The sequence below is a fragment of the Roseburia sp. AF42-8 genome (assembly GCF_003435965.1).
GTDB classification, from domain to species: Bacteria; Bacillota; Clostridia; order Lachnospirales; family Lachnospiraceae; genus Roseburia_C; species Roseburia_C amylophila.
On sequence record NZ_QTVB01000048.1, the window covers coordinates 1 to 14,427 of the forward strand.

At 40.3% G+C, this 14,427-nt stretch carries 13 protein-coding genes and 1 tRNA gene; 9 read left to right on the forward strand and 5 right to left on the reverse strand.

The window, feature by feature from the left end; translation table 11 throughout:
- The first annotated feature begins 21 nt into the window (after positions 1-21).
- The 6 genes from DW059_RS13320 to DW059_RS13340 all read left to right on the forward strand — a co-directional run bounded on the left by DW059_RS13320 (position 22) and on the right by DW059_RS13340 (position 6,184).
- Positions 22-1,740: a methyl-accepting chemotaxis protein gene (locus tag DW059_RS13320; RefSeq protein WP_117699111.1), complete on the forward strand. Its 1,719-nt coding sequence runs from the start codon at positions 22-24 to the stop codon at positions 1,738-1,740.
- A gap of 85 nt (positions 1,741-1,825) precedes the next feature.
- Positions 1,826-2,725: a diguanylate cyclase domain-containing protein gene (locus DW059_RS16565; RefSeq protein ID WP_242986264.1), complete on the forward strand. Its 900-nt coding sequence runs from the start codon at positions 1,826-1,828 to the stop codon at positions 2,723-2,725.
- Between the two features lie 35 nt (positions 2,726-2,760).
- Entirely contained in the window at positions 2,761-3,513 is a 753-nt protein-coding gene (locus tag DW059_RS16570; protein WP_242986266.1) for an EAL domain-containing protein, read from the forward strand.
- 206 nt (positions 3,514-3,719) lie between these two features.
- Complete coding sequence (locus tag DW059_RS13330) at positions 3,720-5,069, forward strand: hypothetical protein (protein ID WP_117699112.1); 1,350 nt, start codon at positions 3,720-3,722, stop codon at positions 5,067-5,069.
- Between the two features lie 81 nt (positions 5,070-5,150).
- Positions 5,151-5,223: transfer RNA gene (locus DW059_RS13335), tRNA-Lys, on the forward strand.
- A 325-nt stretch (positions 5,224-5,548) separates the two neighbouring features.
- A complete protein-coding gene (locus tag DW059_RS13340) occupies positions 5,549-6,184 on the forward strand; it encodes a DUF1638 domain-containing protein (RefSeq protein WP_117699113.1) in 636 nt (211 codons plus the stop codon).
- Positions 6,185-6,258: 74 nt separating this feature from the next.
- On the opposite strand, the gene DW059_RS13345 is transcribed toward DW059_RS13340, so the two are convergent.
- Entirely contained in the window at positions 6,259-7,092 is an 834-nt protein-coding gene (locus DW059_RS13345) for a bacteriohemerythrin (RefSeq protein WP_117699114.1), read from the reverse strand.
- 193 nt (positions 7,093-7,285) lie between these two features.
- Complete coding sequence (gene trmB / locus DW059_RS13350) at positions 7,286-7,936, reverse strand: tRNA (guanosine(46)-N7)-methyltransferase TrmB (protein ID WP_117699115.1); 651 nt, start codon at positions 7,934-7,936, stop codon at positions 7,286-7,288.
- Between the two features lie 159 nt (positions 7,937-8,095).
- Between trmB and DW059_RS13355 the strand changes: the two genes are divergently transcribed.
- Complete coding sequence (locus tag DW059_RS13355) at positions 8,096-9,517, forward strand: D-alanyl-D-alanine carboxypeptidase family protein (RefSeq protein WP_117699116.1); 1,422 nt, start codon at positions 8,096-8,098, stop codon at positions 9,515-9,517.
- Positions 9,518-9,711: 194 nt separating this feature from the next.
- On the opposite strand, the gene DW059_RS13360 is transcribed toward DW059_RS13355, so the two are convergent.
- Positions 9,712-10,224: a hypothetical protein gene (locus DW059_RS13360; protein WP_117699117.1), complete on the reverse strand. Its 513-nt coding sequence runs from the start codon at positions 10,222-10,224 to the stop codon at positions 9,712-9,714.
- Positions 10,225-10,420: 196 nt separating this feature from the next.
- Here DW059_RS13360 and DW059_RS13365 point away from each other — a divergent pair, with 196 nt between their 5' ends.
- On the forward strand, positions 10,421-11,035 hold the full coding sequence (locus DW059_RS13365; protein WP_117699118.1) for a type IV toxin-antitoxin system AbiEi family antitoxin domain-containing protein: 615 nt from the start codon (positions 10,421-10,423) through the stop codon (positions 11,033-11,035).
- A complete protein-coding gene (locus DW059_RS13370; RefSeq protein WP_147326057.1) occupies positions 11,035-11,904 on the forward strand; it encodes a hypothetical protein in 870 nt (289 codons plus the stop codon). Before DW059_RS13365 ends, DW059_RS13370 begins: the two co-directional genes overlap by 1 nt.
- 4 nt (positions 11,905-11,908) lie before the next feature.
- Here DW059_RS13370 and mobA read toward each other — a convergent pair whose 3' ends face one another.
- Positions 11,909-12,955, reverse strand: coding sequence for a molybdenum cofactor guanylyltransferase (gene mobA, locus DW059_RS13375; protein ID WP_242986267.1), 1,047 nt, complete (start codon positions 12,953-12,955; stop codon positions 11,909-11,911).
- Between the two features lie 36 nt (positions 12,956-12,991).
- Positions 12,992-14,023 (reverse strand): ATP-binding protein, encoded by a 1,032-nt coding sequence (locus DW059_RS13380; RefSeq protein ID WP_117699120.1) that lies wholly within the window; start codon positions 14,021-14,023, stop codon positions 12,992-12,994.
- Positions 14,024-14,427 lie beyond the last annotated feature (404 nt).

Here is a 14,427-nt window from a genome sequence, read left to right on the forward strand (position 1 = left end):
AGAGAAAGGAAATAAGAATCAATGTTTTCACAAAAAGATAAAATGAAAGGGAAATTAGAAAACATGCATCTGCAGGAAAGGATAAACTATGGCTACAGAAAAGTCATTATTATGATGTTAATTTCAGGCTTGCTTTCTATAGTGGTCATAGGTGTTTTATTTGCTAATATGGTACATTATATAGAAAATGTTACTGTAGCAGATCAGGCAGTAAAAATATGTAGAATTAATGTGAATGCGGCAGCAAGAAATATCAGGGAAATGGCATTAGATGATGATACTTCTTCATATGCCGGTTATGAGAAAACAGTAGAAAAGCTGCTGAAAGAAGTTGATTCTGAACTGAAAAATTTAAAGGGAACCGGAATTATTCCTGACTCAGATTATGAGGAATATTCATCAGCCCTTTCGGATTGGGGAAATATTGGTTATTCCATTATAGAAGAAATTAAAAGTGGTGATAAGGAAGAAGCAGTTGATGAAATCATGAATGATTGCACACCTGCATTAAATAAAGCGGTGGAAATCGCAATAAAATTAGATGATATAACAGACCAGGAGAGCAGCAGGGCTGCCAGAACTACATTTATTTTTGCTGCAGCAGGAATTGTATGTATTATAGTGTGTTTAATTTTTGCATGGACACTGACAAAGAAAACAGGTAAAAAAGTCCTGGATACAATTCTTGAACCTTTACGGGCAGTTGAGGATGTCGCAAAGGAACTGACAGAAGGAAATTTACACAGTACGCTGGATTATCGTTCAGAAGACGAGATTGGAAGACTGGCACACAGTATGCGTAAATCAATCCGTATCCTGGGAAGCTATGTAGACGATATTGACCGTGCAATGAAATTGTTTGCAGCAGGAAATTTTGATGTTAAACCGGAAGTAGAGTGGCGGGGAGATTTTGTCGGAATTTTAAATTCTTTTATGCAATTTGAAAAAAGTATAGGAGAAACGATTAGAGGAATTCAAAATGTTTCCAATGAAGTTTCAAATGCAGCAGACCAGGTAGCATCAAGTTCTAATGATCTTGCAGATGGAGCTACAAATCAGGCGGCAGTAGTAGAGGAACTGACAGCAACAGTTGCAGGTGTATTTGAACAGGTAGAAAATAATTCAAAATCTGCAAAAGAAATTAGTGGAAGGGTGGATGAGCTTGGAAATGCCATTTTAGAAAGTAATGGTAAGATGCATGAAATGGTTGATTCCATGAATGAAATTAGTGAAGCATCAAAAGAAATTGACAAAATTATTGCAACAATTAATGAAATTGCTTCCCAGACAAATCTGCTTGCATTGAATGCTTCTATCGAAGCAGCAAGGGCAGGAGAAGCCGGAAAAGGATTTGCAGTTGTAGCAAATCAGGTAAATTCGTTAGCGGACCAGAGTGCCCAGGCAGCGAAAGAATCTGCAATGTTGATTGAAACCTCTGTGAAGGCAGTAGAAAAGGGTATGGTGATTGCAGGACAGACTGCGGCGCAATTGGAAGATGTTGCAGAGAACTCTAAAATAATTACAGAAGAAGTTACAAATATTGCGGAAACGTTAGAAACACAGACAACAGAAATCCAGCAGATTAATGAAGGAATTGAACAAATTAATGATGTTGTACAGACCAATTCTGCAACATCTGAGGAATGTGCAGCTGCCAGCCAGGAGATGAGCAGCGAATCAGAAAATCTGCGTGAAATGATTCGTAAATTTAAATTGGCAGAATCAGAAAAAACAGTATAATACGATAATGATTTCCAGCTATAATTTCTACCACAGAATAGAAAGTTTATCAGTATAAAAATTTTATAAGAAAGGCACTTATACTATGGATACAAACATACGCAGACTGCTCAAGGAAATAGGAGCAGAAGATTTAATAGAAGTATTTGCACCATGTATGGATGACTATCTTTATATTATAGATTTACAGAAAAATACCCTTATCATTTCACAGGCAGCGGTGAAGCGTTTTAAGATGCCGGGCAATTCATTTGATAATGCTGCCGACAGTGTCCGCTATTTTGTATATGAAGAAGACCGCCCGATGATTAGGGAACATTTACAGCGGATTGCGGATGGAAACGAAAAAAATCACAATCTGCATTACAGATGGCTTGATAAAGAAGGGATGCCGGTATGGATTAACTGCCGTGGAAAGGTAATCAATGATAACGATGGAAAACCTCATTATCTTATAGGCTGTGTAAACGAAATTGGAAATATACAGTGGGCAGATAATGTCAGCGGACTTTTGGGTGAAAGAGAAATGCATTCCTTTGTTTCTTCCCATATAAAAGACAGCTCGTCAGTATTTTTAATACATATAGGGATTGATGGATTTAATGCGATTAATGGTACATTAGGCGTAGATTATGGAAATTATGTGTTGAAAAGTGTTGCTGACGGTATCAAGGAATGTCTTTCTGATAACCAGCAGCTGTACCATCTTGTTGCAGATGAGTATATGATTGTTGATCTGGAAAGCCATACAAGAGATGATGTTATGCTATTGCAGAAGGAAATATGTAAAAAAATAGAAGATTTTATTATTTCTGAAAAATATAAGGTGGTTTTTACAGTATCTACCGGAATTATTCATGCAACGAAGCTTTTAAAATATTATGACGAGTATCGTAAAATAGCGGTTTTCTCTTTAAAACAGGCAAAATCCATGGGAGGAAACGGAGTATATTTTTTGAAAAAGAAGATTATAAGTTATTTTTAAAAAAAGAGAAAATAAAAAGTGCACTTCGAGGTGCCGTGACAAATGAATTTGAAGGATTTGAAGTATACTATCAGCCGATTATAGATTGTTCCTCGGGAAATATAATTGGTGCGGAAGCGCTTATGAGGTTTTCCATGTATTCAGGTGGAAAAAAAGAAAGTATCTCGCCTGTGGAATTTATACCATTACTGGAAGAAACCGGGCTTATTATTCCGGCCGGAAGATTTGTATTAAATGAAGCTGCGGCAATGTGCCATGAAATGCGGCAGTATATACCGGGATTTAAGGTTAATGTAAATATATCTTATATTCAGATGATGAAAAGTGATATCTGGAAGGACATACTTTCGTCTATAGAACAATATAATCTTCCGCCGGAGAGCCTGTGTGCGGAACTGACAGAAAGCGGATATACGGATATGACACCGTATTTTTATACGCTTCGGAAGAAATTCGAAGAGAAAAAAATACAGTTTATTCTGGATGATTTTGGTACAGGTTTTTCGAATCTACATTGTATTGTAAACATGAATCCTAATTATGTGAAACTGGATAATCATTTTACAGCAAAAGCTATGAGTCAAACAAGGGATTTTGAGCTGTTAAAAAAAATAGTTGAACTGGTACATAGTGTAGATATCAAAATATGTATAGAAGGTATAGAAAAAGAAGAGTGGTATCAAAAGCTGAAAGAAATATATGCTGATTATCTGCAGGGCTATCTTTTTGGCAGACCATGTGATAAAAATCAGTTTTTAAATCAGTTCATATGTAAAGGTATCAACTAGCAAACTATCTTAATTTTCATTTCTATTTTGGAAAAGGCTTCTTGAAGGAAAATTCTACCTGTGATAAAATAAAATTAATTATACTTACAGGGAAAGTAAGTAGCCGGCTGCAGGACATATCCAGGGAACTGCCAGTATAGTGGCAGGTTTTTACGGTTTGCTCCTGCTATTTAGCGAAAAATAAAAAATCATGGAGGATTTTTACAATGGAAGAAGCAAAGCAGAACATCAAACAAAAGAAGGATTCTTACAATCTGAGAATTGTGACGGCTGTACTGGTATTAACAGTGCTGGTTTTAGGGGAATTATATGTGATGATTAACTATCCGTCCAATTATGTGGCATTGATTGTACTTACAGTTGTAGCACTGGCTGATATTTATATTCTGATTGCCAGTGCAATCCAGAAAAATTATAAGAAAGAGATTGACCAGTACGAACAGTATGATAATCTGTTTAAGTCAGAAAAAGCTTCTTATCTTGTAACCCGCAAATCTTTTGAAGATATTGCGGATCAGCTTGATCGTATCGAAGAGGCAGCCGGTTCACCGACAAAGGACATCATAGATGCACAGAAATCCATTGCCAAAGTTACCATAAGCCGTAACAAAGAAAATTCCGATGCATTGATGAATTCCAACGACAAATTATTAGAGCAGATATTTAATCTTTCCGACCGTCTGGATAATCTTGAGAAGAACGTGTTAGAGCAGCAGCGTATCATAGTTGAGAATGCCAATAAAGACCTTCTGCTAAAACAGCAGGAAATGGCAGCTTTCGTGAAAGAAATGGAATTATCCATCCACAATACCATATTAGCTGAAGTTGGAAAAATAAATGGTGCGCCAGCTGTTGCTTATACAGCAGCGCCGGTACAGCCATCATCAGCCGCACCAGTTGAGGAAGTAACACCGGAAGAACCGGAAGCACCAATCGACGAAGTGATGCCGGAAGAACCGAAAGCACCAATCGACGAAGTGATGCCGGAAGAACCGGAAGCCCCAATCAATGAAGTGATGCCGGAGGAACCGGCAACAGAACCGGAGACAGCTGCAGAGGATATGCCGGATTTAGCAGAAGATGATTTATTAAATATAGATGCTTTATTCGGAAATGACGAAGCAGCTGAGACTACAAAAGAAGTAGCAGAAGAAACCAGATCTGCAGAAGAAAACAATGAACCGGAACCAGAAGAACCAGTTGGTTTTGATGATACACTTGGATTTGCAGATGAAGAACCGGAAGAACCTGCATTTACAGAAGAAATGGTAAATACCATTGATGAACCGGTTATGGAAATGAATTCCAATCCGAATCATATGATGACACCGGAAGAGATTGCAGCTTTGATTGCAAATGCTGATGCAGCAGCTGAAGAAGCACCAGTTGTAACAGAAGATGCTATTTCAGAAGAATCTGAGCCGATAACGGAAGAGGAACCTGTGTCAGAACCGGTTGTGGAAGAACCGGCAGCAGAGCCTGTTATCGAGGCAAATTCTGACCCGAATCATATGATGACACCGGAAGAAATTGCGGCATTATTTGCTAATATGTAATTTACAAAATTTTTAAAAAAAATAAAAAATTACTTGCAATTCGATAAATTCTATTATATAATAGTCCTTGCGTTAAGCAATGCGCCACTAGCTCAGCTGGCAGAGCACCTGACTCTTAATCAGGGTGTCCAGGGTTCGAACCCCTGGTGGCGCATGTAAAGTACCGATTTTGTGGACGTGGAGCCATGGGGTTGGTGCTTTTTTTTGTTATAAAAAATCCGTAAGAAGCTGCCCGTGGCAGGTTCTGTAGATGTAAATAAGGAATGATGAAGATATCGTTTATTTGTTCAGTATATTTTTTACTTCTTTAAAAGACCTTTGAATTGTAGTAAATTTAGTATGCAGGGCAGGCTTACGGTAGGAAAAAAGCAAAGCCTTTCTGGAAAAGCAGTTTGATTTGAATCTCATGAGGGCATACCCTTTTTTAGATATTATATGCAAAAGGATATAGAAAAATATATAAATATAGAGGAAATCATTTGGAAAAGAAAATTCTGATTGCCTGTGCAATGCAGCAGGATGAAATTGAAAAGTACAGAAAACAATTAAATATAACATATCCTGTTGTATATCTGCAACGTGGATTGCATAGAAACCCGTCTGTATTAAGAAATCTGCTGCAGCAGGAGATTGACAGGCACCAGGATGTGGATATAATCCTGCTCACCTATGGATTGTGCGGGCGGGGCACGGAAGGGATTGTGAGCTGGAATACCGAACTTGTAATGCCATGTTTCCACGACTGCATCCACCAGCTTTTGGAGAATCATGTGGATAAGAATTCTCTTTATGCGACAAGAGCGTGGACAATTGACAAGGAGTCCATTGGAGGCCAGTGCAGTACCGTTCTTGCTGCTTATGGCAGAGAACGGGGGATGGAAGTTTTAGATACAATCTATGGCGGTTATGAGAAGATTACTTTAATAGATACGCAAAGCTATGATATAAAGAAAACCAAAGATGGACTGAAAAGACCTGCAGAACTTCTAAATAAGAAGCTGGCGGTGGAGCCATCCGACTGCAATATTATAAGAAAGCTTTTATCTGGAAAATGGGATTGTAATTTCGTTCATCTTGAAAAAGGAGAGCGTGTCACAGAAAGACACTTTATATAAGAAAACCGGCGTTCTAATTTAGAATAAAGTCTAATATCAGGAAGCCGGTTTTATGCTGTATGCTCTGCAGTTTATTATTTTTTCATTTCGTCCATATAGACAGCAATTTTTTTATCCATACCAATAATATGGTTGGATAACCAGCCCAGCAGGAACTGGATCAGTTCCAGAAGATAAGTCTGCTGGTTATTGTCCATATCGTCAAGTTCTGAGAAGTCAATTTCTACCAGGCGTTCAACGAAAACAGTGTGGGCACGCTTCTGGGCAGCCAGTTCCGGATAGTGCATCTTCTCCATCAGCATTTCCTCATCAGCAAAATGAAATTGTGTATAATCCTTTAATTCCACTAAAAGCCGCATAATTTCATCATATTTGTCATGCAGCAGATCGTTTTGAATCAGGTCATTGGTCTCTTTTATAATTTCAAAGAGACGGCGGTGCTCTTTATCTACAAGGTCAATGCCGGTCTTGTATTTGTCCGTAAAGGCAAATGGGTCTTCGGAAGTCCCTTCAACTGCGGACATTTTTCCAATCATCATATCACTGCTTAAGATATGGTGGTACAGCCAGCGTACCAGATAGGAAAGCAGTTCTTCGAAAGATGCTCTGGCAGCCTCTTTTGAGGACTTATCTAAAATAAAGGAATTGATTTTCTCAGCAAATTCAGCATGTTCCTTTTTCTGAAGAGGAAGCTCCGGGTCATGAATCTCTTCCATATAAGCCTCTTCATGGGCGAAATGTGTATTCGCATAATCCTTCAGATGAAGAAGCAGGCTCTGGGCAGTTCCGGAAATATCCTCGGTTGTTTTAACAAGGGAAAGAGCATCATTTATCATCTGGAATAATTTGCGGTGTTCCTCATCAATTTGTGGAATATGAATCAAACAATCTTCTGTAAATTCGTACATGGTATACATCTCCTTACATTGTATCAATGATTTATGCTACGACGTATTATAAACCCTCAGAAGATAAGCCACAATAAAAAAAGAAAAATTTATAAAAATTTCACTGATAAACCAACTCCGGATGCTCAGGCAAATGGTTCATCTCATGGGTCATGCATCCGACAGTGTCCGTGCACTGGCACTATCGGAAAGGTCATAAAGGAATATTTCTGGAAGTAATCAGCTTGCAGATAGGATTTCCCCTGGAAGAGAATTTCTCTTCGTATTCGGTCATGATATTGCCTTCGTTCATGGCAGTATCATGGTGTAAATCCCTTGTAAATGCGTCCAGATTCCAGCCTGCAGCATCGATTTCTTCTAAGGAGAAGTCAAAAAGTCCTACGTTATCGGTCTTAAACTCAATCTGTCCGTCATCTTTTAAGACTTTGTCATAGCGTTCTAAGAACTGGCGGGAGGTCAGTCTTCTTTTGGCATGGCGGTCCTTTGGCCATGGGTCGGAGAAATTAAGATAAATGCGGTCTAACTCGCCCTTTTCGAAAAAGTCCGGCAGAAGTGCCGCATCTTCACACAGAAGGCGTAAGTTTGGCAGTGGATTTTCTTCCAATTTCTGGAGTCCGCGATACAATACGCTTTCGTAACGTTCCATGCCAAGATAGTTGATATCCGGATTCCGGGCAGCTAAGTCCATGATAAAGCGTCCCTTGCCCATGCCGATTTCAATGCGGATCGGGTGGTCATTTCCAAATATTTCATTCCAGTGTCCTTTATGGGAAGCGGCATCCTTGATACAGAGGTCACTGGCTTCTACAGCCGGCGCAGCCGCCGGGATATTGCGAAGTCTCATAATATGAAATCCTTTCTACTTATATATATCTTTCGAAAACAATTTATCATATTTATGGTTTAAAAGAAAGAGAATTGTGAATATTAATGGAAAGGTATTGCACCATGGAAATGGATTGATATATACTTAAAGGTAAGAATGATTTAGGAGCAGCAGAAAATGAAAAAGAAAAAGAGAATATTAAGTTTCGGACTGGCAGTGTGCTGTTTTGTCGGCTTATTGGGTATAAACACACAAAAGGTAAAGGCGGCAGAGTACTGGCCCCAGGACCCGGAAACCGAATCACCCAATGCGATTGTGATGGAAGAGAGCACAGGAACGGTTCTTTATGATAAGAATTCCACGGAGCAGCATTGTCCGGCAAGTATCACGAAGATTATGACCACGCTTCTGGCACTGGAAAACTGTTCGCTGGATGAGACAGTAACATTTTCCAAAGAGGCGGTTTATAACACCCATGGTTCCGGAATCTCCAGGGATGTGGGAGAGCAGATGACCATGGAGGAATGCCTTTATGCAGTCATGCTGGAGTCTGCCAATGAATGTGCCTATGCGGTAGCGGAGCATGTAGGCGGAACCGTTGAGAATTTCGTTCAGATGATGAATGACAAAGCGGCAGAGTTAGGTTGTGTGAATACACATTTTAACAATCCACACGGACTATCTGAGGGAGAGGATGCAACCCTTCACTACACCTGCTGTTATGATATGGCACTGATTGCAAAGGCGGCTTACCAGAATGAGACTTTCCGTGCGATTACAGCAACAAAGACCTATCAGATTCCACCAACCAACAAGCATGATGAGATCACCTATCTGCAGAATCATAATGAAATGATTCATGCCTTTAAAACCAGAGGACAGTATCTATATGAATACTGTGTAGGTGGTAAGACCGGATACACCACAGCGGCAAACAGTACGCTGGTTACCTTTGCAGAAAAGGACGATATGACACTTATCTGTGTCATTATGAATGCCCAGTCGCCAGCGCAGTGGACAGACAGTATTGCATTGTATAATTATTATTTTGAGAACTTTTCGCTATATAATGTAGCACAGAATGAGACAAGGCTTGAAAATGGAGAAATGGATACAGGAATGCTCAATACCAATTCCTCCTTTGTAAAAATAGACCCGGCGGGAAATATTGTTCTGCCAAAGAGTGCAGAATTCAGCGAAGCTGCGCCGGCAGTAAGCTATGATAATACTTCGGATGATGTGTTGGCAAATATCAGGTATACATTTGCAGGACATGATGTAGGCGGTGCGGATATTGTTTCCACCGGAGTAAAAGCAGATACGTTCTCTTTTGATAATGTAAAAGCAGAAGAGATTTCTACGGAAGCAGGAACCAGGACCACTACGAAGCATAAGTTCCAGATAAACATCTGGAAAGTGTTATTGGGAATTCTTGGTGTCGCAGCTCTTGTGGTCATAGCATTTCTGATTCGGAGATTTGCGGATAATTTCTATATTATCAGACACAAATATTTCTCAAAGAGCAGACCGGATAAGCGTTACAAAACTATAAAGAGAAACTATCGCAGCAAGAGAAGACGGCACAGAAGAAGAAAATAGTCTCGAAAATTGCTATAGAACAACTGAAAAAGACAAGAATAAAAAGAAACGACAATATTTAAATTTAAATATTGTCGTTTTACGTTATCTTGGACATTAAAGTTAGGACGAGTTATATTCTGATAATTTGTGGATAAATCCATTATTATTCTGTTATCGTAGCAGAGTTATCCACACTATTTGGATAATTATCATCAATTTGTGGATAACAGAGTCTGGAGGTAGGAAAGGATACGGCTGCGCTCCCTGGTGTAGATAATGATGCCATTATAAGCCTTTACCATAGTATCATAATGTCCCTTTAAGCTGATGGAAGAACTTAAAGTATACATCAGATAATCGGCAAGCTCGGTTGGTACTTCAATCAGTACCGGTTCGGATTCCTCCAGGCTTTTTAAAGAAGCTTCACTGGATTGCAGCAGGCGGCTGATTTCTTTGTCCTGCTCAAATTGCTCGGATGTTTTATTTACAATAAAGTAACCTCTCTCATCCCGGGGCATATCCATTGCCTTGATGGCACGCTGCACCTGTTTGGTCAGCGCATCGGAAGCAGGGTACAGGGACTGGAAATATCCCATAAAATCTGAAGCTTGCCGGAAATGTTCATTGCAGCCCTTTTCTAATACTTCTGTGACCAGAATACGTTTGATAATCTTCTGGCAGGTTTCCCGGGAAGGGTTTTTTCGGGTAGTATTTTCTGTTTGCATAAATACCTCATTTATCAAAAACAAGCGTATATTCGAATAGACATATGCGACATTAAATATTGTTCCAAATAAATTATACGACAAGAAAATGATTTTTACAACGACAAACTGAAAAATATAAGACAAATTGCAACAGAAATTGACAAGCGGCAAAAATTAACTTATACTAGAAGAAAAATGCGAAGGAGCGATATCTATGAATGCGAAGCAGAAAGAGCAGACCATTGAAGAGATAAAGAAGCTTTTAGAAGAAAATAATGGCATTGTGAAAGCCGAAAAATTATATCCTTTGGGATTGACCTATAAAAGTATTCAGGGACTGGTGAAAGCCGGCATACTTGACCATGTAAAGAGTGGATATTATTCCATGGGGTATGAAGAGAAGCCGCAGGAAGAAATTATTCTGGGACTGTTTCCGGATGGAATCTTATGTATGGACAGCGCCCTTTACTATTACGGTTATATTGAGAAGCGTCCTTATGAATGGAGTATTGCCATCAGCAAGAATACTTCGAAGTCAAGGTTCCGCATGGAATACCCGGTGGTGAAACCATATTATACAGAGCCGGAAGTCATGGAGCTTGGTGTAACGGCCATTCCTTTTGCCGGTGGCGAGATGAAGATTTATGAAAAAGAGCGTCTTATCTGTGACTGCCTCAAGTACGAGGAACGTCTGGAGCGGGAGGATTTAAAGAAGGCGCTGCTGGCATTTATCAATGAGCCAAAGAAAGATATTGCAAAATTAATGGAATATGCCAGAGCCCGCAAGGTTGTGGCAAAGATTCAGAGCAGAATTGGAGTGTGGCTGTAGTGGCAGAGTGCATACTGAGAGAATCATTGATCCGGCAGAGAAGTGAGGACTTGCAAATCCCTTTTGTGGACCTGCTTCCTTCTGCAGTAACCGAGTATTTTCTATATCAGATAAGTAAATCAACATTTGCAGAGAAGCTTTATCTTAGAAATGGCAGCAGCCTCGGTGTGGAGAATTACCGCCGGAAGAGAGTCTTTTCCCTTTCCTATTATTATCAGGTGGTAAAGGATGAGCATTTAACGGAAATGCAGTTAGGGCAGCTCATGAAAGAGGTGTTAAGCCGGAAGCCGGAGTATGTCTATCAGATAGAGAAAGAAAGGGCGGGAAGCTATCAGATAGAGGTGCTGGCAAAATCAAAGGAGCATGAAGTTCCCATTACCCTGCGTTTTCAGGAGCTTCGGGACGAGCAGATGCAGCCTGCTCATGGAGAATTGCCATTTTTCTTACAGAAGAATACGGTAATAAAGTTTCTGCAATATCCTTATGAGCAGGTTGTGGCAGAGAATTTTGTGGAAATTTTAGAGAAAATGGAATTAATCAACGACCTGTCCTGCTATGAAGAAATTTATGGAATCTTAAAGAAAGAGGCGTTAGATGGCAGAAAGGTTGAGCAGCAGATTATTGAAGTTGGAACAAAGAGAGAGCTGGCCTTTGGAAAAGACCGGCTGGATACCGTCCTTCACTATAAGGATTATACTTATATGAAGCGGAAATGGGCGGCATACTTAAAGCGGGAGCGAAAAAAAGAGCCGGACTGGGCGGAAGTGATGACTCTTTTGGAAGCCTTCTTTCCACCAGTCTGGCGTGCAATTATCAAAGATGAAATTTTTATCGGAGACTGGATGCCGGAGCTTTGCCGTTTCCTGTAGATACTTAATGGCTATAGTCGCGGATCAGCGTCTTTAAGAAGCCAAGAAGTGACTTTGGCTTGCGGAAGTCAAAGCAAGGAACTTCTTCGCATTTGTAACCGAAATCACTGGCGATAGCAACAAGACCGGAAAGGGGATGCAGCGGAGTCTCATTTAACTCACTGCTCAAAAGCTCGATTTTAAAGCAGTCTTCATCTTCTAAATCGCAGGTGAGGATGAGGTCTACATTTGTAATATTGGAAAAATCTTTTTCTGAATCAAAGATGGCAGCCTTAATGCCATCTTTTTTTAATGCCTCCAATAGCTGGATGCAGAAGGTCTTTTTATCAATAATGGAATCCCCCACCAGCGATACCACGGGAATAAAAGAAGCAATATTGCCTGTTGCCGGAAGCTCCAGATTGCTGTCTTCATCAAAAAGCTCTCCCCGTTCGGAAAGCAGCTTTAAGGCATGATAATAATGGGTGCGGGTATTGATGTTAAAAAATTGTTCATTCAGTGGAACCGGACATATATTTGCCAGCTCGTTTTCCGGGATATAGCCGGCATTGCATTTCTCATGAAGCCGGTTAAAGGAATATTGGTGAAAGAGCATGGCTTTTCCCACCTGCGGAATGCAGCTTTTAGAATAGACTGCGGAAAGAGTCTCCAGCTGGTCATTGGCACGCTCAATCGCCCAGATAGGATGCTCCTGTGGCTGTGACAGCAGGTAAAGCCCCAGTGCCGGTTCTACAAAAGGTGTATCTACGGAAATGAAGAAGGCACGTTCCTCAGAAATCATGGAAAGTGCACTGAAGATACCGGACAGCGGACCGGCATTTCCATAGATGTCTCCAATGGTTGTCACCGGAAGATTCAGATGCGCATAATCATTTTTCTGCTGGACAGAAAGGTAGATTTTCGGAAAATCCGGCTGAAATTTCCGGACCAGATATTCAATCAGGCAGCAGTCCCCAAAAGGGAGCAAAGCCTTGTCCGTTCCAATTCTTGTACTTTTTCCACCACATAATATAACCAGTGCATGACTCATAACATTTACCTCATGTAACATTTTACCTTCTCAAAAGTTCTTCCATCATAACATAAATCAGTCTGACTGTAAAACAAACATATCATTTCGCATATGTACCCGTTCAATTTCATTACGGCGGTAGGTCTGAATCAGATAGTGATTTTTCCGGTCAAAGACCAGGGAAATTTTTTTCGTAAATGTGGAAGTTCCCGGCGCATATTCGATGATGTGCAGGGATGCACAGTACTGTTTCTTTATCTTCCAGATGTCCATAAGACCGATTCCGCTGCCGCCGCTGTCCTTATGGGTGGTGTGCCGGGTCTGACCAAAGTCCTCAAAGAGCTGCACATCAAAGGCATTTCCGCTATCGGAAATCTCTATGGTACAACTGTCCTCATTATGGCAAAGGTAAGCAGAAAGGCTGCGCACCTCGTTATCACCAATGGCAATCATAGCATTTTCCAGCAAATCCGCCAGAAGGTGGGAAAGGTCTTCCCCGGAAATGACATCTTCCGTCATTTTTACAATATTGCCTGTGATATGCAGGGAAAAGTTGATGTTCTGTGCCAGGGCACGTTGCTGCATATAGGTAAAAAGCGCATCTAAAACACAGACCTCGGTCACCGGAAGAGTGTGTTCATCATGGCGGTAGGAGTTCAGCGTACCTTTCCGATCCTGTGCCATGGTCTTTAACCCGCTGGCAAGCTGTTCGCCCTTCTTTCTGGTATCACCGTCTGTGGTTCCAGCTTCTAAATATTCGCAGACAGCAAGTTCCATTGCCGGAATCAGCTTGTTATCTTTATGAATAATCTTAGCCAGGGCATCATTATTTTCCTCTAATTTCCGGATGCGGTTATCTTTCTCAATGAGTTCATTCTGTAAAGCCTTAAGCTCCGCCTGCCGCAGCTTCTCCCGGTAGTCACGGGTAATCCGGAACCGCCACCAGCAATAAAGCAGAAGTCCAATCAGGAAAAGGGCAATGAGGAGAAAGAGGAACTGCATGTCAGGAATGGAATCATAAAAGCTGATTATGGTAACAATGAGCAGAATAAAACAGCTTAAGATAAAACCTGTGGCAGAAGAGCCGATTTGATAGAGAAATGGCATGCCACGGCGGAGCCTTTTGATTTTGAAAAGAAGGAATATTAAGAGCAATTCAAGAAGTCCACCTGAAATTTGAATCAGAGCATATGGCAGGTTGTAATTTCCATAAAAGAAGGGTAATAGTGCGAATCCTATAAGAACACCTGAAATTGCAAGAAAAATGAAATTTACACTAAGAGAAATGGTAAAGGATAGCAGACTTAATGTAAGCTGTATCTTAGTTACCAAAGTAAGTATGAAAGCATTTAAAAGGACAAAGACAGGGATTGCAAATAGAGGCAGACATGCATTGATAAAATTAAATAGGAAGGCTTCACCAATGAATATAAAAGAAAGAAGAATAGCATATTTCTTTTGCGAAAGTTTAAAATTTAATAATTTTAAAATATAAATAGTAGCAACATAAA